This is a genomic window from Antrihabitans auranticaus (assembly GCF_016481275.1).
Taxonomy (GTDB): domain Bacteria; phylum Actinomycetota; class Actinomycetes; order Mycobacteriales; family Mycobacteriaceae; genus Antrihabitans.
Genome location: NZ_JAEMNW010000002.1, coordinates 1,262,620 through 1,283,146 on the forward strand (window position 1 = coordinate 1,262,620; position 20,527 = coordinate 1,283,146).

The window sequence follows — 20,527 nt, forward strand, 5'->3', positions numbered from 1 at the left end:
TCGACCACTTACTTTCTGCAGGGAGAAATCGATGAATTCCAACGTGCGCGAAATTGCCCCGATTATCGACTGGCTGATCGGAAGAGTGGCATTCTATATCGAGCAGCCAGTGCGAAATGTCAGCCCGGATATCGCACTGGCCGAGCTCGGAATCGAATCGGTGTCTGCGGTGAGCCTATGCGGTGAGATCGAAGACAAGTGGGAACTCGAACTCGACCCCACTGTTGTTTTCGACTATCCGACGATCGCGGCCATGGCGTCCTTTATCGCGGAAGAAACAGTACTCTCGTACCAGAAGGTGTGATGAGCGACATCGCCATCGTCGGCCTCGATTGCCGATTCCCACAGGCACCGGATGCGCGCACACTGTGGGAACTCCTGATGGCGAGCGGTGACGGAATCGCCGATGTGCCAAGCGAGCGCTGGCACGCTGATCGCTTCTACGACGCCGACGGCGGCCCGGGAACGGTCAACAACAGAACCGGAGGCTTCATCGCCGACGCCGACGCCTTCGACTACGAGTTCTTCGGCATTGCCCCACGGGAGGCCGAGGCGCTGGACCCGCAGCAGCGCTTACTGCTGCAGGCAGCGTGGCGCGCATTCGAGGACGCAACACTTGATCCGAAAGCGCAAGCAGGGTCGAACACCGGTGTATTCGTCGGCGTGATGGCCAACGAGTGGAGCTCGCAAATGAGCGACCTCACCGCCATCACGCCGCAACTCGGAAGCGGCAACGGCTACTTCATGACCGCGAACCGCGTCTCCTACACGCTGGACCTGAAGGGACCGAGTCTCGCGATCGACACGGCATGCTCGTCGTCCCTGGTGGCCTTACACATGGCGTGCTCGGCTCTGCGGACCGCCGAGTGCGATCAAGCGCTGGCCGGCGGGGTCAACATCGCCATCACACCGACCCTCAACGTCTTCTACACCCAGGCCGGGCTGTCTGCTCCCGACGGACGTTGTAAACCGTTCAGCAGCAAGGCGAACGGGATCGGACGCGGCGAGGGCGTCGCCATGCTGGTGCTGCGCAGGCTCGACGACGCGCTGGCAGCGGGTCTCCCGATCTATGCGGTGATCAAGGCAAGCGCCGTCAACAACGACGGCCGCAGCAACGGGATCACCGCACCCAGCCGCTGGGCCCAGCAACAGGTCGTCGGCGATACCTACCGGCGCGCCGGTGTGACCGCCGATCGGGTGTCGTTCGTCGAAGCGCACGGTACGGGGACCGTGCTCGGCGACATGATCGAGGTGAAGGCGCTCGGCCATCATCACGCGGTCACCCGGTCGCAGCCCTGCGCGATCGGTTCCATCAAAGGAAATCTCGGTCATACCGAAGGTGCAGCAGGCGTTGCCGGCGTGATCAAAGCCGCACTCGCACTTTACAATCGCGTGGTTCCGCCGAGCCGATTCGCGAGCGACGAAAATCCGCGACTCAAACTTGCAGGCAACGGACTCAGGCTGCTCGACGAGCCCCTGCCACTACCCGACGGCGAAGTGTTCGGAGCCGTCAGCAGCTTCGGTCTCGGTGGAACGAACGCACACATGCTGCTCGGCAGCCCGCCGCCGACCGTTCCAGCGCCCGCGAGTCTCGGTCGCGGCGTGCTGACGTTGTCGTCCAACAATCGGGAAGGGCTGCACCGCAACGCGATACGCCTCGCACAGGACATCGAACGAAACCCCGCCATCGACATCGGACAGCTGTGCTGGTCGACGAACTCAGTGAAAGCGGCGGGGCGCCAACGGCTTGCTTTCCCGGTCGCCGACCGGAATCAGGCTCTCACCGCGCTGCGCGACCCCGTACTGCTCGACACATCGACAGGGGTCTCACAGGGTCTGAGTATCGGCTGGCTCTGCACTGGCCAAGGCTCTCAGTACCCCGGCATGGCCCAGAAACTGCACAACCGGCACAGCATCTTCCGGCACGCCCTTGCAGCGGTCGACGACTGTTTGGCGGCCTACATCGGCGGGTCGATCGCCGCCGTGAGTTTCGATTCCGGCTCTGAGGTCGATCGCACGGAGTGGGCGCAACCCGGCATTTTTGCCGTCGAATATGCACTTGCGCAGACACTTTCCACGCTGGGGATCGCGCCGTCCTGGCTTCTCGGGCACAGCGTCGGCGAATACGCCGCGGCGACGCATGCGGGAGTCCTGAGCCTCGACGACGCGTGCCGACTGATCGCGGCTCGTGGCCGCCTCATGCAGAGCCTCCCAGAGGCAGGGGCCATGCTCGCGGTCCGCGCCGGCTCCGCAGAGATCGAGGGCATGATCGCGTCCGAACCGCAGGTCGCCCTTGCAGCCGTGAACGGTCCGCGCGATGTCGTCCTGTCAGGCGCCGCAGGCGCGCTCGCACGGTTCGGCACAGCGCTCGCGGCGGCGGGATTCACGACACGGCCACTGACCGTCTCGCATGCGTTCCACTCCCCTCTCATGGATCCGATGCTGCCCGAGTTTGCGGACGTCGCGGCGAGCTGCACTTATCAACTCCCCCGCGTTCCGATCTATTCGACACTGCGCGGCCGCCTACTCGGTCCTGACGAGACGATGGACGCCACTTACTGGACCGAGCACATCCGGGAACCTGTTCGTTTCGCCGACGCCGCGACGGCCGCTCTGGTCACCGAGCCGACCCATCTCTTGGAGGTCGGACCCAGACGAATCCTGACGCCCCTCGTGGCCCGGCTGCAGCCCGACCTTGCCGCCGCCCGCCTCGCGCCCTGCCCGGGGCCCGGCGCCACCGGCGACGAACTCGCCGCCACGGTTTCGGTGCTCTACCGAGACGGCCTGAATCCCACGTGGGATGGCCTGTACGAGCCCGAATCCCGAGTGTGCCTACGCCTGAGCGGATACGAATTCGCCACCACGAATCGCTTCTGGATGAAGCCGAGCCCACCAGCGCCGAGCGCCGTCGCACAACCGAGCCCGAGCTCACCCGACCGCACACCATCCGATGGCAAGGCATCCGAACAGGAAGAAACCACGATGGACCAGCTCATTGCGCTCTTCCGCGAACAGGCCGCCGTCCTCGCCGCCGTCGCGCAAAGCGGCAGTCCGGCAACGCTTTCCCTACCACCGCGAGCCACCGTGCCCGACGACGCGATCGCGGCGTCGGTGCGGGCGGCCGCCGCGCGGGTCAGCGGGTTTCCGGCCGCGGCGCTGAACACCGGCAAACCGGTCATGGACGAACTCGGCTTCGATTCGATCATGGTCGCCGACCTCCTCGGTGGGCTACGCCGGACCTACCCGGCACTGGTCATCGACCCGAGTTGGTTCACGCCCACACGCACGCTCGACGATGTGACCGCCTATGTATCGCAACAACTTCAGCCCGGACAGCCGATTTCCGTGTCCACCGAAGTGCCGCCCGCGCCGGAACGAAAGGTCGCCCCAGAAACGTCGATCGCCGAGTTCGGCGAGGTCAAGGCGCTGGCCGAAAGACTGCAACTCGGCGAGGCGCTGGGTGTCACGAATCCGTACTTCCTGATCAACGACGGCGTCACCCGCGACACGTCGATCGTCGACGGTTCGGAGGTCGTCAACTTCTCCAGCTACAACTACATCGGCATGTCCGGTCACCCAGCCGTGGTGGAGGCGGTCCAAGACGCCGTCGCGCGCTACGGCAGCTCCGTTTCGGCGAGCCGGCTCCTGTCCGGCGAGAAGCCCGTCCACCGTGAACTCGAGAAGGCGCTCGCCGGCCTCCTAGGCACGGAGGATGCGATCGCGCTCGTGAGCGGACACGCCACGAACGTCACGGTGATCGGGCACATTGTCGGACCGGACGACCTCGTCATCCACGACGCACTAGCCCACGACAGCATCCTGCAAGGCTGCAAACTGTCGGGCGCGACGCGGCGACCTTTCCCGCACAACGACATCGACGCACTCGATGCAATGCTGACAGCGATTCGACCGCACTATCGACGTGTGCTGATCCTCATCGAGGGGATCTACAGCCAAGACGGCGACATCCCGGACCTGCCTGCGTTCATCGCGGTGAAGAAGAAGCACGGCGCGCTGCTGATGATCGACGAAGCGCACAGCATCGGGGTGCTCGGGCCCACGGGCGGCGGAATCGGCGAGCACTTCGACGTCGACCGCTCCGACGTCGAACTGTGGTCCGGAACGATGTCGAAAGCACTGGCGGGCTGCGGAGGCTACGTCGGTGGCAGCACCGAGATGGTTCGATTCCTGAAGTACACGACACCGGGCTTCGTGTACAGCGTCGGAATGACGCCGATGAACGCCGCAGCATCACTCGCGGCCATCGAGCAACTCCGCGCCGATCCCGACGTGCTGACTGTGCTGCGGCGCAATTCCACACTGTTCTTGCGACTGGCCAAGGACGCCGGCTTGAACACCGGCGACACGTTGGACACGCCGGTCATCCCGTGCATTGTCGGCGACTCGCTGAAAACGTTGCGCCTCTCGAATCGCCTGTTGCAGCGTGGAATCAACGTGAACCCGATTCTCTATCCGGCGGTACCGGAGGATCTGGCCAGACTGCGCTTCTTCGTGACGTCCTGCCACACCGAGGATCAGATCAGGTACAGCGTAAAAGCGCTGGTCGAGGAGCTGGAAGCGCTGACAGAGTGACTGTTGGGCAGCGTAGTGACGCCGCCGGGCGAAAATCGGTGGAGCGCTCTGCGCTGGTCACCTAGCGTTCTCCGCTATGGCGAGTGTTCTTGTTGTCGGAGCGAGCATCGCGGGGCCTGCGCTGGCCTTCTGGCTGCAGCGGGCAGGGTTCGACACAACGGTGGTCGAACGGGCACCTGCCCTGCGCCCGGGTGGGCAAGCGGTCGACTTGCGCGGGGTCGCAAGGCAAGTGGCTGTGCTGATGGGTCTGGACGACGAGATCCGCGCAGCGCGGACGGCGACGGCCGGGTTCTCTGTCGTCGACCGGGACGGCATCGTGCTGTCGTCGATGCGACCGGAAGACTTCGCCGGCGACGGTCAGATCGCCGAGATCGAGATCCTGCGCGGCGATCTGTCGCGACTGCTCTACGAGGCGACGAGCGACAGCATCGAGTACATCTTCGGCGAACGAATCACCGTGGTCGACGAGCAGGCCGACGGCGTGACCGTCGAGTTTGCGAACGGGTCCAACCGGCAGTTCGACGTCGTCATCGGTGCCGACGGCCTGCACTCCGCGGTCCGCGCGGCGATCTTCGGCGACGAGTCGAAGTTCTTGCACGACATGGGCACCTGCATCGGATTGTGGTCGGTGCCCAACCATCTCGGCCTCGAAAACTGGGCATTGGCCTACAACGAATCGGGTTGCTCGGCAGGCATCCGGCCTGTCCACCAGAATCGCGAAGCCATCGTCTACGTGAGTTTCCCGTCCGATGAAATTCGTTTCGACTATCGCGACGTTGCCGCACAGAAGCAACTCGTACGGCAGCGAACAGCCGGAATGGGCTGGGAAGTGCCGCTATTGGTGGCGCAAATCGACGAGGCGCCGGACTTCTACTTCGATACCTGCAGTCAGGTGTTGCTGGATTCGTGGAGTCGCGGGCGGATCGGGCTGGTCGGTGACGCTGCGTTCTGCCCCTCCCCGCTTACCGGGCAGGGCACAAGCCTGGCGTTCGTCGCCGCGTACGTTCTCGCGGGTGAACTCGCATCTGCCGGAGGCGATTACAGCGCGGGACTCGCCGCGTACGAGCGTCGAATGCGCGAGTGGGTTCTCGATACCCAACTCATGGGGCGCGAAGGCAACGCCGACTCCCGACTCGGGGCTGTCGCCAATGCCTTCGCACTACCCCACTACAGCAGTATGTTCTGACGGTGACGAAACGAGCGGATTCCGCACTGCGTGGCCGCATTCCACGCTGGACCCTTGCCGGCGACGGCCGGTCGATCGCCCCCGGAGCAGTGGTCGCTCCGCACGAGCGGCTCAGCTGGCCACGCACCGTCGGCATCGGCATGCAACACGTGATCGCGATGTTCGGCGCGACACTGCTGGTGCCGACCATCACCGGCTTTCCGGTGACCACCACACTGCTGTTCTCCGGCATCGGGACGATCCTCTTCCTCGTCCTCACCAAAGGCCGGATTCCGAGCTACCTCGGCTCCTCGTTCGCGTTCATCGCACCGTTGACCGCTTCGGCTTCCGATGGACCTGCCGCCCAACTCGGCGCGGTCCTGGCGGTGGGCGTCGTCCTGACCGCAGTCGGTGCGGTCGTGCACACCGTCGGCGCCAAGGCACTCGACGTGGTGATGCCGCCTGTGGTCACCGGCGCGATCGTCGCCCTGATCGGCCTCAACCTCGCACCGGCCGCTACCGGATCGTTCGAGATGCAGCCGCTCATCGCCGTCGTGACGCTGGCCGTAATCCTCCTCGTCACCGTCGTCGGACCAGGCCTGCTCGGCAGGCTGAGCATTCTTGTCGGCTCTGTCGCCGGCTGGCTCTTTGCATGGGCGATCGGCGACCTCGCCGCCGAACGGGTCGACGCCCTGCGCGACGCCGCGTGGTTGGGTCTGCCGGAGTTCCGCGGTCCGACGTTCGACCTTTCGGTGATTCTGCTTGCGTTGCCAGTGGTCGTGGTCCTTGTCGCCGAAAACGTCGGCCACGTCAAGGCAGTTGCGACGATGACCGGCAAGTCGCTCGACGACCTCGCCGGAACCGCCCTGATCGCCGACGGGATCGCGACCACGTTCGCGGGTGCAGGCGGCGGCTCGGGCACCACCACCTATGCCGAAAACATCGGTGTCATGGCGGCAACGAAGGTCTATTCGACCGCGGCCTACTGGGTCGCCGCGGCAACCGCGATCGTGCTGTCCTTCTCGCCCAAGTTCGGCGCGCTGGTGTTCACGATCCCGGACGGAGTCATCGGCGGCGCGACGCTGGTGCTGTACGGCCTGATCGGCCTTCTCGGCGTGCGCATCTGGATGGAGGCGCGCGTAGATTTCAACGACCCGGTCAACCTGACGGTCGCAGCGGCCGCACTCGTCGCGGGTATCGGAAACCTCACGCTCACAATCGGAAGCGTGGAACTCGGCGGCATCGCGTGGGGCTCGATCGGCATACTCGTCGGGTATCCGATCGCGCGCGCCCTCGCCAACCGCCGGACGGTACGCGGACGGGCGCGATAGGTGGCGGCGACGCAGGGCGAGCCGGCTCATCCCAAACTGATCGTCGCGGCGATCTCGACCGCTCTGTTCTGTGTCCAGCTCGACTACTTCGCAATGAATCTCGCCGTGCCGAGGATCGCCGAAGACCTCGACGCCTCCGCGCCCGACCTGCAGTGGGTCATCAGTGCCTACATGCTTGCCCTCGGCGCATTCATGGTGCCGGGCGGCCGAATCGGCGACATGTACGGGCGGCGGCGCGCCCTGCTCGGGGGGATTGCACTGTTCGGGCTGTCGTCCGTCGGCTGCGCGCTTGCGCCGTCAGCCGAGATGCTGATCGGCGCGCGCGTGGTCCAAGGCATCGGCGCCGCGCTGATCTTCCCGGTTTCGGTGAGTGTGCTCACGAACGCATTTCCCGCGGTTCGCGCCGGCCGGGCCATCGGATTGTGTTATGGCATAGCCGGTCTCGGCAACGCAGCGGGACCGCTGGTCGGCGGTTTACTGACCGAGGAGCTCAGCTGGCGCGCGATCTTCTGGCTGAACGTCCCGCTCACTATCGCCGCCCTTGTGCTCGGTGTACTGACCATCACCGAATCGTCCGACGAGTCGGCGCCACGGCGACTCGACATCGCGGGCTTGGCGCTCATCACGGTCGGAATCGGCGTCTTCACCCTCGCGTTCGACCGCGCGCCGACGTGGGGTTGGCTGTCCGCGGCGACAATTGGCGCCTTCGCGCTGGCGATCGCCGTCCTGGTGGGATTCGTTCTCGTAGAGACGCGGGTTCCTACGCCCCTGGTGGACCTCACCCTGTTGCGACAATCGCGGTTCACAGTGCTCATGATCGCGGGAACGATCGCCAACATCGCATACGCTGTAACAATTTTCGGCTCCACGCTCTATTTGCAGCAGGGGCGCGGCCTCAGCCCGCTCGCAGCGGGCATCGTGTTCCTGGGCCCTTCGGCCGGCGCTGCCCTGGGCGGTCCGCTGTCGGGACGCCTTGCCGCGCGGCACAATCCGGTACAGGTCATGGGGATTGCTTGCATCTCGGCCGCTGTGGCACTCGGAGCGCTGACAACGGTTACGAGTTGGCCGCTGTATGTCCCGGTGCTCACCGCCTGCGGATTCACGATGGGCCTCGTCTACGCGTTCACCACTGTCGCAACCCAATCGGTCGTACGGCCCGAAAGAGCCGGCGAAGCTGCGGGCGTCACGCTGACCTCGCTCGTCACCCTGGCAGGCGTGGGCGTCGCCGTCAGCGCTTCGGCCCTCGAGATGATGCAGGCACACGGCGCGTCTATCGCGGGAGCTCTCGACCGGGTATTTCTCGTACTCGCAGCCGGTCTTTTCGCCGCGGGCGCGGCAGTGCTCGCAACCCGGGGGCGGCGACAGCGAACCGGCCTATAGTGAACCGCGTGATATTCATCGTCGTGAAGTTCCCGGTCAAGACCGACTACGTCGACGAGTGGCTCAGCCGAGTCGACAGTTTCACGCAGGCAACCCGCAACGAGCCGGGCAACCTGTGGTTCGAGTGGTCACGCAGTATCGACGACCCGACCACATTCGTGCTAGTCGAGGCTTTTCAAGACGACGCCGCGGCAGCACACGTCGGTTCGGACCACTTCAAGAAGGCGTTGATCGACATGCGCCCCCTCATCCGCAGAACGCCGGACATCGTGAGCACCACGATCGAGGGCGCGACGGGATGGTCGAAAATGGGTGAACTTTCCCTCGACTGACAGGAGACGAGTGTGGCCGACGCACTCCCGTTTCGCGTTGGGTCGGCACTGCCGGATCCACCGTTCGAGTTGTACGAAAACGATTCGCGCTCGACAGACAGCGCAACCGGTTTCGACATCGAGTTGACCAAGGCTATTGCGCACGCGCTCGGTCGCTCGTGGGAGCTCGTTCCCTACCGCGGCAGCGATTTCAACGGAATCTTCGACATGCTCGAGGACGACGCAGTCGATTGCATTGCGTCCGGGACGACCGTCACGCCGGAGCGAGCGGCGCGAGCTGACTTCTGTGCTGCGTATTACGTGTCCGGGCAGTCCCTCGCGACCGACACGAAACGCCTGCCGAACGTGCACGGCATCGATGATCTAGCCGGCCTCACAATCGGTGTTCAGCAAGGCAACACCAGCCAACCGATCGCAAACGAGCTGGTAGCGCGGGGTCGCGCAGGTGCAGTGCGCGTGTACGACTATCACGACATCGGCAAAGCACTCGACGACCTCTCGAACGGCGGCTGCGACGCCGTCATGAAGCTTGCCCCAGTGCTCACCTGGTTGGTTCGCGATCGACCGACGCTCGACGTCGTGCAACGCGGTATCTCCCGCGAGGAGATCGCGATCGCCGTTCGGAAGGGAAACGCCGAACTGCGTGGGCAGATCGACACCGCACAGCAGAGCCTCACGGCCGACGGTACCCTCGGCCGCCTGGTTGCGACGTGGCTGGAGGCGACCCACGCCGCACGCTGACCGCGGGCCACGCGACGACACGGTCTGCGTAGTCGGCGCTCAGCCACCTGTCCCAGAAGAACCCTCGCCGCGGGGCACCATATAGGCAACGGACCGGGTCGTCGGACCATGCGACTGACATGTCGCGAAGTTACTGGTGCCGCTCTCGTTTGGCGCTGCATTCGGGCGGGTACAGCGAGTGCGTGCAGCAACCTCGGTCCGACGCAGACCTGAAACCGTCAAGCGATGAAAAGGGCGACACCGACGGCGGGACGGACTTCATTTCACCCGACCCGGAAGACACCGAGGACGACTCGGAGTCTCGGGCATCAGGCGCCGACGCCGACCCGTGACCTGACAGGAGTCATCTTCATCACATCGATACACGAGCACGTGTAACTCGAGCAGCCGGGGGTATCCGAAGATTGTGACGAATATCGACAGCAGGGAGCGGATAGCCGCGCGACCCTTGACCATGACGGTGCACTCGGCCGACGCACGCGAGATCGCTACTGTGCGACGCGAATTGGTCGAGTGGCTTGCAGGCACACCGCTCTCGGACGAGCGCGCGAGCGACGTCGCACTAGCCTGCTACGAGGCGATGGCGAACGTCGTCGAGCACGCGTACGCCTCAGGCATGGCGCGGTCGTTCGAGCTGTCCGCCGCGCATCATCGACTTGCCGGCCGAATCGCTGTCACGATCACCGATCATGGCACCTGGCGCACACCCGATTCCGATCCAGGGTTTCGCGGTCACGGTATGACGCTCCTCGCGGCACTGAGTGATCACGCGGACGTCCTGACCGACAAGAACGGTACGGTCGTCCACCTGAGCTGGGAGTTGCGGTCGCCGCACAACGCAGGCGCTCGATGTACGGGCAGCCTGCACTCGGTGCGCTGAACAGCCTAATAATTCTCGTGCAGGTCCTCTTCCAGATCGTCCTGCTCTTCGACCGTCCGGTCCTCCGCATCGATGACTTCGTCACGCGCGTCGCTCGTAGCGTGAATGAGCTCGTCCAGCTTCAGCAGAACGGCATTCGTCTGCTGATTCGTCGTGTGCTGAATCAGAAAGAGCATGAGCAGGCTGACGATTGCGCCCAGCGAATGAACCAGCACCTGCCAGCTGTGGGGAAACCGGAACACGGCACCCACTAGCAGAATCAAGAAGACTACGAGTGCCACCGCTGCGCTCGCGTATATCGATCCCGCCCAGTTCGTCACGGCATGCACCGCGTTCGACGTGACTTTGTGCATTGGGCCTGGCGAGTCGCCATCCGAGTCCGCAGAGGATCCGTCTTCGCGCGTGTGAGTTTTTGCTGACATATCGACCGATCCTGAATCGTGCAAATCGTGCAGGGTGCACACCGGATACCCAGCAGGTCTGCATTTCAAGCACGCATCGCAACAGGCGGAGTCGACATCGACTCCGCCCGTTGCTGGAGGACTATGCAGTTGTATTTAGATCTCGATTACTTGCGATCAGCTGCGAAACGCGTCCTTCACCTTTTCGCCGGCATCTTTCAGGTTCGCCTTGGTCTGATCGGTCTTGCCTTCGTTCTCCTGCTGGCGGTCGCCGGTTACCTGCCCCAGCTTTTCCTTCGCCTGGCCGAGAAGATCGTCTGCTTTGTTCTTCGCCTTGTCGGTACCACTCACCGGTGGTCCTCCTCGTCGTCGATCGGTCCCCATGGGGGCTTGTCCAGTGGTTACCCGATGGGCCGAGTCGGCAAACACCGTTTCGACAGGGCACGGTTCGCAGGCATGATCGTCCTCGCACATGGGTATTCGCTGGCCATGATGAACACGGCGCCGCGCGAGATGCTTGTGGTGGTACCCGCCCATAACGAAGAGCGACTACTGCCCGGGTGCCTCGCATCGATCGACCGAGCGCGTCGCGCCGTACCGGTACCGGTGACCGTGACCGTCGTACTCGATGCCTGCACGGACGATTCCGCCGCATACACCGGGCTCGCAGACAACGTCGTGGTCATCCATTCCGCGAATGTCGGCGCCGCGCGAGCGGCCGGGTTCGCCCGTGCACGAACGGATTCCGAGTCCTGGTTCGTGTGCACGGACGCGGACAGTATCGTCACCGATTCCTGGCTATTGCAACAATGGCAGCACGCAGCGCGCGGCGCTCGCGTGCTGTGCGGCACCGTGGCTGTCGACGACTGGGCGCACCTCGGCGCCGCCGCACGCGAACGGCACGAATCGGGATACTCGCACCGCGCCGACCACGGCCACATTCACGGTGCGAATATCGGTTTTCGGTCCGAGGACTATTGGGCGGTAGGCGGATTCGCTGCGTTGGAAACGGGCGAAGACGTCGATCTGGTGCGCAGATTCGTCGCACACGACATCCCAGTGACGTGGGCCGGGAACAATCCGGTCACGACGTCGAGTCGACTGATCGGCCGCGCACGCGGCGGTTTTGCCGACCACCTGCGGGAGCTCGCGTCGTGAAATCGATGGCAGATCGGCTGCGCGCACTTGTGCAGTCCGGGGGCTTGAACCTACCCCTACCCGGCGCTGGTGATACGCGGGCACGTTGGCACGCGCTCAGCGAGATCAGCAGGAGCAACGCGGTCTTGGGCCGGCTCGCCGAGGCGCATTGCGATGCACTGGCCATCCTGGACGAACTGGGTGGTCCCGCAAGCCAACCCGGTCGCATCTGGGGTGTTTGGGCAGCGGAGCCGCCGGTGCCCGTTGTGGATGCCACCGAGACGTCGGAGGGCTGGGTATTGAACGGTGTCAAGCCGTGGTGCTCGGGGGCGTCCAGCTGCACCGACGCGCTGATCACCGCGCGAACTCCGGTTGGCAGGGCCTTGTTTGCAGTCGACCTCGGGAAGCCGTGGGCGAAACCGCTCGCCAACACCTGGCACGCCGTCGGCATGGCCGAAAGCGACTCCGGCGCTGTCGAATTCACCGACGCGGATGCGACGCTCGTCGGCTCGCCCGGCGCCTATATCGATCGCCCTGGATTCTGGCACGGCGCGATCGGCGTTGCCGCATGCTGGTTCGGCGGCGCCTGCGGGGTGGCTGACATCCTCCACCGGCACGTTCGGGCGGGCCGTGGCGACGAACACACTGCCGCGCATCTTGGGGCCGTAGCAGCCCTGCTCCATACGGCGCGCGCAAGCCTCGACACCGCCGCGGACGCGATCGATGCAGATCCGGCCGACCGGCTCGGCACGAGCCGAATCCGGGCTCGCTCGGTTCGTGCGGTCGTCGAGATGTCGGCCACCGGCGTTCTCGATCGAGTGGGTCGAGCACTGGGTGCGGCACCGCTGTGCAGCGATCCCGCCCACGCGCAGCGCGTCGCCGATCTGACCGTCTACCTGCGCCAGAGCCATGCCGAGCGCGATCTTGCCGAACTCGGCCACGACCTCGAAGGATCGGAGCACCCGTGGTAATCCAGCCTCTCGCAGAAACACCTGTGGCGGCTCCCGGAACACCGGAAGCAGCGTGGCAACGCTGGGGCGTCACATTCCCGACGTTTTCACTGCTCGGCTGCCGGCGGCTCGTCGTCGTCGCGCCCCATCCCGACGACGAGATCCTCGGCCTGGGCGGCACGATGGCGATCGCGGCGGCGTCGGGAATACGGGTCGATGTAGTTGCCGTGACGGACGGAGAAGCGTCACACGGCGGTTCGACGACTGTCACACCGGCGGACCTCGCGACGCGACGGCCGGCCGAATCTCTTGCAGCGCTAGCGGAATTGGGCGTGCCACCCCGTATCACGCGGCTTGGCATCCACGACGGAGCGGTCGCCGACCACGAGCCCGAACTTGCCTCGCAGCTCGCCGAGATCATTGCTGACGATCCCGCAGGGACGTGGTGCGCCGCCCCGTGGCGAAACGACGGCCATCCCGATCACGACGCCACCGGCAGAGCGTGCGCCCTCGCCTTACGGGATACACGTGTGCGCCTCGTGGAGTATCCGGTCTGGATGTGGCACTGGGCCGCACCCGGTGACGCGAGCGTGCCGTGGTCGGCCGCACGATCGGTCCGGCTGCCGAACGGGATCGCGCGGGCGAAGCGCGATGCCGTCGCCCGGTTTGCAAGTCAACTCGCGGCTCCCGACACTGAGCCGGATTTCGCGCCCATTCTGCCTCAGCACGTCCTGGCCCGACTGCTGCGCGCGACCGAGACCGTATTCGTATGAGCCCAGAATCCTTGCCACCCGGTTACTTCGAGAAGCTCTACGCCGACAATTCCGATCCGTGGCAGTTCGAAACGCGCTGGTACGAACAACGCAAGTACGCACTGACGTTGGCTGCGTTACCGCGACGACAGTACCGCCGAGCGTTGGAACCGGGCTGCTCCAACGGCGTACTGTCCCAGCAACTCGCCGGCAGGTGCGATCGCCTCGTTGCAACAGACGTCGTCGAGTCCGCGCTGGCCCGGGCTCGCGAACGAGTTGCCGGCACCGGAGTCGAATGCCGAAATTGGGCGCTCGGATCCGAATGGACGCTGGGCACGTTCGATCTGATCGTGCTCAGTGAGGTCTGCTACTACCTCGATGCCGAATCCCTGGTGCGGGCTATGCAGGCCGTCACTGCCAATCTCGCGGACGGCGGCACCCTGCTCAGCGTCCACTGGCGCCACCCTGTCGCGGAATATCCGCTGTCCGGGGACGCAGTCCACGCAATCCTCTGCGCCACCCCGGGCCTCACCAGGGTCGGCGGTTACATCGACCCCGACATGCGTATCGACGTGCACACCACGATCGGTAGCTGGGCGTCTGTCGCAGCAGAGGAAGGACTGGACGGTGCCGATGTCAGCGCCGACGGAGCTTCCCGCGACGACCAGCTGCGCAACCGCTAAAGCCTCGAGAGCAGTTCGGCTTTCTTTGTCGAGTACTCCTCGTCGGTCAGTATGCCGCGGGCGTGCAGACCTGCGAGCGCCTCGATCGCGGTGACGATCGACTCGGACGAATCCGAATGCGATCCACCGCCCTCCCTCGTTGTTTGCGCCGGGGCAGGGGCTGGTGCGGGGGGCGGGGACGGTTGATTCGCCTGCGTGAGCTCACGTAGGTCGGCGACGCCGAACGTGCCCGCCTGGCTGGAGAACCGAAGACTTGCGGCTCCGCTGCCCTGCTGTTGCGACACCCCGCCGATAGCGTGGTCGAGCGTGTCGTACACATGCACCTCACCGTCGGCCATCACGGCGAGACGCCGGACATGTGGGAAGTATGCGTATCGAGTGTCGTTCTGGCCGCCACTCGAGCTGGGCGCGCCGAGCTCCGGCGGCCACCAGGCGCGCCCGGATCCCTGTGCTCCAGTCCTCGAAGCCTGCGGGACCGTTTCCCAAAGCTGCGACAGTTCACGGCACAGCGCGTCGACCCGCGCCTTCAGTGCATGATCGAACATGTTGCCGACCATCGTCATTCCGCCGAGCATCCACTGCCCGCTGCCCCCGAGTTCGGCGATCGAGAACTGGGCCATCCGGCCGCCGCCGCGCGCGACCGCCGCGAAAAGCTCGTCGACCGCGCCGCGTGACAGGGCGAATCGTGCCGCCGCAGCATCGAGGGCGGTGTCGATCTCCGGAGTGAATCGCTCGTCCACGGAAAGCACTCTCCTTGATATCGTTTGCCCGGCCAGTTGCTCTGGGGCCGTTCGGTATTACCCCAGCATGCCCGGAATTACACCTGCCGTCGACGCGGCCGAGGGTTCCCAATAGTTGATCATCGATCTACCATCGAGAGATCCTCTCAGCGCATCTGAGCGACCGCATTTCCCGAACCGAGGACCGATTATGTCCAGGTACACGAAAACGATCACCGCCCTTGTCTTCACCGCGTCCCTGTGCGGGCTAGGTACAGCGACCGCAGGGGCCGACCCGGAATGGCTTCCGGAGCCGACCCCTGTCATCAATGTCGGGTCCTCGAACATCGGGTTGTGTGCCTACATACCGATCTGGCCGTGGCCCGTCACGACTATCTCGGTCTGCATTTGACGCCCATCGGCCGTCTGACGCTCATCGGGCAAATTGCTTCGTCAGAAATCGCGTGATCGCGTCTCGCAGTTCGACGCTTCGCGGCACCGCACCCGACATCCAGTAGACGCCGTGGACCAGGCCGTCGAACCGGATCGCTTCGGTCTCGACGCCCCCTGCCGCCAGCTTCGTCGCATACGCTTCGGCTTCGTCGCGGCTCACTTCGTACTGGGTGGAGAGCACCAGTGCAGGGGGAAGACCGGAGAGCGTTTTGGCCCTGGCCGGCACGGCCAATGAATTATCGAGATCGGCGGGGCCGGTCAGGTACTGGTCCCAGAACCAGTCCAGCGCAGCTGCAGTGATGATGTAGCCCGAGCCGCACTCGATGCGCGACGGTAGCTTCGCGGTCGGGTCCACAACCGGATACACCAGGACTTGGGCAACAAGGTCAGGACCGCCCTCATCGCGAGCACGCTGGGCCGTGACGGCGGCGAGACCGCCGCCTGCACTGTCACCCATGACGGCAATCCGGGCGGGGTCGCCCCCGAAGTCGGCAGCATGTGCCGCAACCCATTTCAATGCCGCAAAGGTGTCATCGGTTGCGGCGGGAAACTTGTGCTCCGGTGCGAGCCGGTAACTCACAGCGACAACGATCGCTCCCACATCGTTGGCCAGCGCCCGTACCGGTTCGTCGGCCACAGCGAGACCACCACCGACAAACCCGCCACCGTGGAAATACACGACCACGGGAAGAGGTGCATCTGCATCAGGGACGTAGATCCGCAATTGTTGCGGCCCAGCGGGTCCCGGGTATGCGCTTTCGATCACCTTCGCTACCTCGCGCGGCGGCATCTGCAGTCCGGTGAAGGTCTCGACGATCGCTCGCGTTGCATCAACCCCCACGAGTTCGAAGGACTGCATGCCCTGCGCGCCCAAGCCGGCCAAGAGGGACTGGACATCTGTATCCAAAGACATTTCGGTTTCCTCAGATCGCTGGAACGGTTGCCGGCGTCAGGACGAAGCCGTCGTATCCATTGGCGACGACGTCGTCACAGATCGCCCGATACGCCGGTGCACCACCGAGATACAACATGCATATGCGTGGCTTGCCCGGAACATTGGCTCCCATGTACCAGGAATCGGTGCCGGGAAGCAGTGTCTGCGAGGAGATTTCGAGTGCTCCCTCGACCCAAGCGTCTTCCGCTTCAAGGGTTGGCTCGATGATATCGAGGTCACCGTCGCGTAGGTATGCGATTGCGTCGCCGATGAAGTCGACGTGGTCCTCGATCGCAAGCGGCATGTTGTAGAGCACCGACGGGCTCTGCGGACCGGTCACGATGAACAGGTTCGGGAACCCGTTCACGGTGAGGCCCAGATAGGTGCGAGGTCCGTACGCCCACTTGTCCGACAGCTTCAGTCCGCCACGACCGACGATGCCGAGCTTGAGCAGCGGACCGGTCATGGCGTCGAAGCCGGTGGCAAGGATGATGACGTCGAACTCGTACTCCGCGTCGGCGGTACGCACGCCGGTCTCGGTGATCGCTTCGATCGGTGCCTTCTTGATGTCGACCAGACTGACGTTGTCCCGATTGAACGCCTCGTAGTAGTCCGTCTCGAGCGGTGGCCGCTTGGTGCCGTACGGATAGTCCTTGGGCGCAAGCAGTTCCGCGACGGCCGGATCGCTGACGCGCTCGTGAATCCGCTCGCGGATGTAGCAGGCGATCGTGTCGTTCGCCTGCTTGTCGAACAGGATGTCCTGGAAGCTGTCGATGAACAGCCGGAATCCACCCGCGTTCCAGCGCGCGTCGAACGTTGCCCTGCGCTCCTCGGCAGAAACGGCGAGAGCGGAGGGCTGCACCTGTGAGTACGGGACGCCGAGAAAGTGATTGCGGGAGGCATCGCGGACCGCGCTGTAGTCGGCCTTCACGGCCGCGACCTCGTCGGCATCGGCAGGGCCGTTGCCGATCGGCGTCGCGTAGTTCGGAGTCCGTTGGAAGACCGTCAGCTGACCTGCGGTCTTGGCGACTTCGGAGATCGCTTGGATGCCGCTGGAACCGGTGCCGATGACGGCGACCCGTTTGCCCGAGAAGTCGACGTTCTCCTCGCGCCAATTCCCGGTCAGGAAGACCTTGCCCCTGAACGAATCGACGCCGTCGAACTCCGGTGTCTTCGGGACCGAAAGGTTGCCGGCGCCGGAGATGACGTACTTGGCGGTGACCGTCTCCCCCGCTTCGGTGCCAACCCGCCACATGCTGTCGGCGTCGTCCCAGACCATCGAGTCGACCCTGGTGTCGAACTGGATGTCGCGGCGCAGGTCGAAGCGGTCGGCCACGTGTTCGAGGTAGCGCAGGATTTCCGGTTGGGCGGCGAAACGCTCACTCCAGACCCATTCTTGCTGCAGCTGGTCGTCGAAAGAGTACGAGTAGTGCACGCTCTCGATATCGCAGCGCGCGCCCGGGTAGCGATTCCAATACCAGGTACCGCCGACGCCGTCAGCGGCCTCGAAGACGCGGACCGACATTCCCATCCGGTCGCGGAACTTGTGCAACGCATACAGGCCGGCGAATCCGGCGCCGATCACAACGGCGTCGTAGTCGGTGACGGCTGTCGAGGTGCTTGGCTGTTCGATGGTGGCAGTCATGTGCGGTCCTTCCGAGGCGGGGGCATCTGGTGCTGCCATCAAGACTCTGTGTTTCCGCTCCGAAAAAAGTGGGGCAGATCACCCCATCGGGTACCCCATTTTCAGGAGCGGGAAGGATTCCCAGCGATCCACGAGGCGATTTGCGTACGCGAAGTGAAGTCGAGCTTTGCCAGCACGCGCTCCACGTGGCCGTCGACGGTCCGCGGTGAGATCACGAGCGCCTCGGCGACTGCCCTGTTGCTCATGCCCTTGGCGATCAGTTCCGCAATCTCCTGTTCGCGCTTCGTCAGAACCGGCCTGGCATCCGGGCGTGCGGCAGCTGCGTGGACGTCCAGGGCGAGGTCTAGGGCCGCGTCCTTCGTCAGGTCGGCGTGCTTCGCGATAGTGTCGTCGACCCGCTTGCGGCCCAAAGCTTTTACGACAAGTGCTGCGGATGCCGACGAGTCACGGTGGATGTCGGGACCGAACGCTTCGACAGTGGTACCCAGACCGGTCCAGACTGCCTGCGCGGCGCCGTACAGGTCGGCTGCACGATCGAAATTCCGGCTCGCCTCGATCCACGAGAGGAGCTCGATGGTCAGCGCAACGCAGATGCTGTCCTTGAAGGACCGTTGCACAGCAAGGGCGGCTCGGGCATCTTTTTCTGCGCCCGCGGCATCCGCGAGGTGCCACCGGGCGACGCCGCTGATCCACAGCGTGTACGCGTACGCCCAGAGTTCACCGTCCTTCTGGCTCAGCGCAAGCGCGCTTCGACACGTGCCCAGGGCGTCGTCATGGCGTCCGTTGTAGGTCTGGGCCATCGCAAGCTGAAACGCGGTCGTGAGTTCGGAAGCCCTGTCGCCCACGCTGACGAAGCCCGCGATCGCCTGCTCGAACGAGACGATCGCGGCCGCGGTGTCACCCGAAAACAGGTGATGGATGGCGATCCATTGGGCGGAGTGCGACGCCAATCGGCCGTCGCCGCGAGCGCGCGCGAAATCGCTACACTCGACCAGCCAGTGCTGGGCCGGATCGCGGTCGCCCTGAATGAGCGCTACCCATGCCGCGACCCACAACGCCTCACCACGGTGCGGTCCAGGTTCGCGTAACGCATCGAGAACCTGTTCGAGCACGCGCCGCCCGTCGCTCAGGAAGCCGCCGGCGATCCAGTGGTAGCGCAGGTCAACCGCAAGTTCAGCACCCGCGCCCAACTCCCCGGGGGTGGTAACAGACCACTCCAGGGCCGACATGAGATTCGGATGATCGCGCTTCATCGCGGCAAGAGCAGTCGCCTGCCCGCGTCCACACCACTGTGCGACCATCTGCTTCGCGTTGTTGCGATAGTGGTCGCGATGACGCGTCCGCACTGTCGACCGCTCTCCCGATTCCGCCAGCAATTCGGCCCCGTACTCACGGACCGTCATCAGTTGGCGAAAACGCACGGTTTCGCCGTCGCGATCGATCACGAGAATCGACTTCGCGACGAGCCTGTCCAGCACATCGATCACGTCGTCCCGGTTCAGCTCCCCGAATCCACAGACCTGCTCGGCCGCATCGAGATCGAGGCTGCCGGTGAACACCGAAAGCCTTGCCCACAACAGTTTCTCGGCATCTGTGCAGAGCTCGTAACTCCAGTCGATCAGCGCTCGCAACGTCTGCTGCCGGGGTAACGCGACCCGGTTGCCGCCGGTCAAAAGCTGGAACCGGCGGTCGAGGCGGGCAACGATCTGGGTGACCGACAGTGCGCGCAGCCGAGTCGTCGCCAGTTCGATGGCGAGCGGGATGCCGTCGAGCCGATTGCACAGCTGTACAACGGCAACCGAATTCTCTTGCGTCACAGCAAAGTCCGGCGTGATGTCGCGGGCACGATCGATAAAAAGCCGAACTGCTTCGAATCTGTCGATGCTTTCGGGGCTGTGCACGATATCGGGCGGAGGAGTCGTCAACGGCGGGACTGTGCACGAGTGCTCACCTGCGATCCCGAGCGGTTCACGGCTGGTCGCAAGGATTCGCAGCCCAGGTGCGTGCGCGAGCAACTCGTCTACGAGTGCCGCGACCGGCGCGAGCATGTGTTCACAATTGTCGAGAACTATGAGCAGCTGGCGTTCGCGCAAGTAGTCCGTGAGCTTTCGGATCGGTGCACGGTTGGACTGATCGGGCACGGCAAGCGTCGACACCACAGCCGAGGTCAGGCTGGATTCGTCCTCGACACTTGCCAATTCGACGATCCACGTGCCGTCGCGAAATGCCCGCCGCGCCCGTTCGGCAAGTTCGTAGGCAAGCCGCGTCTTGCCTACTCCGCCCGGACCGGTCAGCGTGACCAGGCGAGACTCCCCCATCGCACTCTTGGCGTCAGCGAGTTCGCGGCGGCGGCCCACGAAGCTCGTGATCACCGCATGCCGCCTCGGGCGGTCCGGATCGCTTTCGGCCATGTGGCCTCTCGACGTGGTGC

The 20,527-nt window shown here is 64.7% G+C and carries 20 protein-coding genes; 14 read left to right on the forward strand and 6 right to left on the reverse strand.

The genetic code is table 11. The features are described from left to right. Positions 1–31: 31 nt before the first annotated feature. From JGU72_RS13985 to JGU72_RS14025, 9 genes are all read left to right on the forward strand, one after another. Positions 32–304: an acyl carrier protein gene (locus JGU72_RS13985; protein WP_199684476.1), complete on the forward strand. Its 273-nt coding sequence runs from the start codon at positions 32–34 to the stop codon at positions 302–304. Then, entirely contained in the window at positions 304–4,593 is a 4,290-nt protein-coding gene (locus JGU72_RS13990) for a type I polyketide synthase (protein ID WP_199684477.1), read from the forward strand. The genes JGU72_RS13985 and JGU72_RS13990 overlap by 1 nt, the downstream gene beginning before the upstream one ends. Before the next feature lie 76 nt (positions 4,594–4,669). Next, positions 4,670–5,779 carry an FAD-dependent monooxygenase gene (locus JGU72_RS13995; protein WP_199684478.1) on the forward strand — a complete coding sequence of 370 codons (1,110 nt, stop codon included), beginning with the start codon at positions 4,670–4,672 and terminating at the stop codon, positions 5,777–5,779. A 2-nt stretch (positions 5,780–5,781) separates the two neighbouring features. After that, entirely contained in the window at positions 5,782–7,089 is a 1,308-nt protein-coding gene (locus JGU72_RS14000) for a uracil-xanthine permease family protein (protein ID WP_307828433.1), read from the forward strand. Beyond that, complete coding sequence (locus JGU72_RS14005; protein WP_307828434.1) at positions 7,090–8,469, forward strand: MFS transporter; 1,380 nt, start codon at positions 7,090–7,092, stop codon at positions 8,467–8,469. A gap of 8 nt (positions 8,470–8,477) precedes the next feature. Beyond that, positions 8,478–8,801: a putative quinol monooxygenase gene (locus tag JGU72_RS14010; RefSeq protein ID WP_199684479.1), complete on the forward strand. Its 324-nt coding sequence runs from the start codon at positions 8,478–8,480 to the stop codon at positions 8,799–8,801. Between the two features lie 12 nt (positions 8,802–8,813). After that, positions 8,814–9,542, forward strand: a complete 729-nt coding sequence (locus tag JGU72_RS14015) for an ABC transporter substrate-binding protein (RefSeq protein WP_307828435.1) — start codon at positions 8,814–8,816, stop codon at positions 9,540–9,542. A gap of 182 nt (positions 9,543–9,724) precedes the next feature. Then, a complete protein-coding gene (locus tag JGU72_RS14020) occupies positions 9,725–9,874 on the forward strand; it encodes a hypothetical protein (protein WP_199684480.1) in 150 nt (49 codons plus the stop codon). A gap of 74 nt (positions 9,875–9,948) precedes the next feature. Continuing rightward, a complete protein-coding gene (locus tag JGU72_RS14025) occupies positions 9,949–10,422 on the forward strand; it encodes an ATP-binding protein (protein WP_199684481.1) in 474 nt (157 codons plus the stop codon). Between the two features lie 5 nt (positions 10,423–10,427). On the opposite strand, the gene JGU72_RS14030 is transcribed toward JGU72_RS14025, so the two are convergent. Next, positions 10,428–10,844 (reverse strand): low affinity iron permease family protein, encoded by a 417-nt coding sequence (locus tag JGU72_RS14030; RefSeq protein WP_199684482.1) that lies wholly within the window; start codon positions 10,842–10,844, stop codon positions 10,428–10,430. Positions 10,845–11,000: 156 nt separating this feature from the next. Continuing rightward, positions 11,001–11,174 (reverse strand): CsbD family protein, encoded by a 174-nt coding sequence (locus JGU72_RS14035; RefSeq protein WP_199684483.1) that lies wholly within the window; start codon positions 11,172–11,174, stop codon positions 11,001–11,003. 105 nt (positions 11,175–11,279) lie between these two features. On the opposite strand from JGU72_RS14035, the gene JGU72_RS14040 reads away from it, so the two are divergent. The 4 genes from JGU72_RS14040 to JGU72_RS14055 are packed head-to-tail and all read left to right on the forward strand — an operon-like array spanning position 11,280 to position 14,345. Further along, on the forward strand, positions 11,280–11,981 hold the full coding sequence (locus JGU72_RS14040; RefSeq protein ID WP_233531950.1) for a glycosyltransferase family 2 protein: 702 nt from the start codon (positions 11,280–11,282) through the stop codon (positions 11,979–11,981). A 5-nt stretch (positions 11,982–11,986) separates the two neighbouring features. Beyond that, positions 11,987–12,931 carry an acyl-CoA dehydrogenase family protein gene (locus tag JGU72_RS14045; protein WP_199684636.1) on the forward strand — a complete coding sequence of 315 codons (945 nt, stop codon included), beginning with the start codon at positions 11,987–11,989 and terminating at the stop codon, positions 12,929–12,931. Next, on the forward strand, positions 12,925–13,683 hold the full coding sequence (locus JGU72_RS14050) for a PIG-L deacetylase family protein (protein ID WP_199684484.1): 759 nt from the start codon (positions 12,925–12,927) through the stop codon (positions 13,681–13,683). The genes JGU72_RS14045 and JGU72_RS14050 overlap by 7 nt, the downstream gene beginning before the upstream one ends. Further along, a complete protein-coding gene (locus JGU72_RS14055) occupies positions 13,680–14,345 on the forward strand; it encodes a class I SAM-dependent DNA methyltransferase (protein ID WP_199684485.1) in 666 nt (221 codons plus the stop codon). The genes JGU72_RS14050 and JGU72_RS14055 overlap by 4 nt, the downstream gene beginning before the upstream one ends. Here JGU72_RS14055 and JGU72_RS14060 read toward each other — a convergent pair. Beyond that, a complete protein-coding gene (locus JGU72_RS14060) occupies positions 14,342–15,085 on the reverse strand; it encodes an SHOCT domain-containing protein (protein ID WP_199684486.1) in 744 nt (247 codons plus the stop codon). The genes JGU72_RS14055 and JGU72_RS14060 overlap by 4 nt on opposite strands. Before the next feature lie 190 nt (positions 15,086–15,275). Here JGU72_RS14060 and JGU72_RS14065 point away from each other — a divergent pair, with 190 nt between their 5' ends. Continuing rightward, positions 15,276–15,476, forward strand: a complete 201-nt coding sequence (locus JGU72_RS14065) for a hypothetical protein (protein WP_199684487.1) — start codon at positions 15,276–15,278, stop codon at positions 15,474–15,476. Between the two features lie 21 nt (positions 15,477–15,497). On the opposite strand, the gene JGU72_RS14070 is transcribed toward JGU72_RS14065, so the two are convergent. The 3 genes from JGU72_RS14070 to JGU72_RS14080 all read right to left on the reverse strand — a co-directional run bounded on the left by JGU72_RS14070 (position 15,498) and on the right by JGU72_RS14080 (position 20,507). Then, positions 15,498–16,430: an alpha/beta hydrolase gene (locus JGU72_RS14070; protein WP_199684488.1), complete on the reverse strand. Its 933-nt coding sequence runs from the start codon at positions 16,428–16,430 to the stop codon at positions 15,498–15,500. 10 nt (positions 16,431–16,440) lie between these two features. Beyond that, positions 16,441–18,096 (reverse strand): flavin-containing monooxygenase, encoded by a 1,656-nt coding sequence (locus JGU72_RS14075; protein ID WP_199684489.1) that lies wholly within the window; start codon positions 18,094–18,096, stop codon positions 16,441–16,443. A gap of 101 nt (positions 18,097–18,197) precedes the next feature. Next, the gene (locus JGU72_RS14080) at positions 18,198–20,507 is read right to left on the reverse strand and encodes an ATP-binding protein (protein WP_233531954.1); all 2,310 of its coding nucleotides are present in this window, start codon (positions 20,505–20,507) and stop codon (positions 18,198–18,200) included. Positions 20,508–20,527: the final 20 nt, after the last annotated feature.

Coding starts and splice junctions, on each gene's coding strand:
- JGU72_RS14065 (WP_199684487.1), top strand. CDS start 15,276: ATGTCCAGGTACACGAAAACGATCACCGCCCTTGTCTTCACCGCGTCC.
- JGU72_RS14075 (WP_199684489.1), bottom strand. CDS start 18,096: ATGACTGCCACCATCGAACAGCCAAGCACCTCGACAGCCGTCACCGAC.
- JGU72_RS13990 (WP_199684477.1), top strand. CDS start 304: ATGAGCGACATCGCCATCGTCGGCCTCGATTGCCGATTCCCACAGGCA.
- JGU72_RS14055 (WP_199684485.1), top strand. CDS start 13,680: ATGAGCCCAGAATCCTTGCCACCCGGTTACTTCGAGAAGCTCTACGCC.
- JGU72_RS14045 (WP_199684636.1), top strand. CDS start 11,987: ATGGCAGATCGGCTGCGCGCACTTGTGCAGTCCGGGGGCTTGAACCTA.
- JGU72_RS13985 (WP_199684476.1), top strand. CDS start 32: ATGAATTCCAACGTGCGCGAAATTGCCCCGATTATCGACTGGCTGATC.
- JGU72_RS14070 (WP_199684488.1), bottom strand. CDS start 16,430: ATGTCTTTGGATACAGATGTCCAGTCCCTCTTGGCCGGCTTGGGCGCG.
- JGU72_RS14080 (WP_233531954.1), bottom strand. CDS start 20,507: ATGGCCGAAAGCGATCCGGACCGCCCGAGGCGGCATGCGGTGATCACG.
- JGU72_RS14030 (WP_199684482.1), bottom strand. CDS start 10,844: ATGTCAGCAAAAACTCACACGCGCGAAGACGGATCCTCTGCGGACTCG.
- JGU72_RS14040 (WP_233531950.1), top strand. CDS start 11,280: ATGATCGTCCTCGCACATGGGTATTCGCTGGCCATGATGAACACGGCG.
- JGU72_RS13995 (WP_199684478.1), top strand. CDS start 4,670: ATGGCGAGTGTTCTTGTTGTCGGAGCGAGCATCGCGGGGCCTGCGCTG.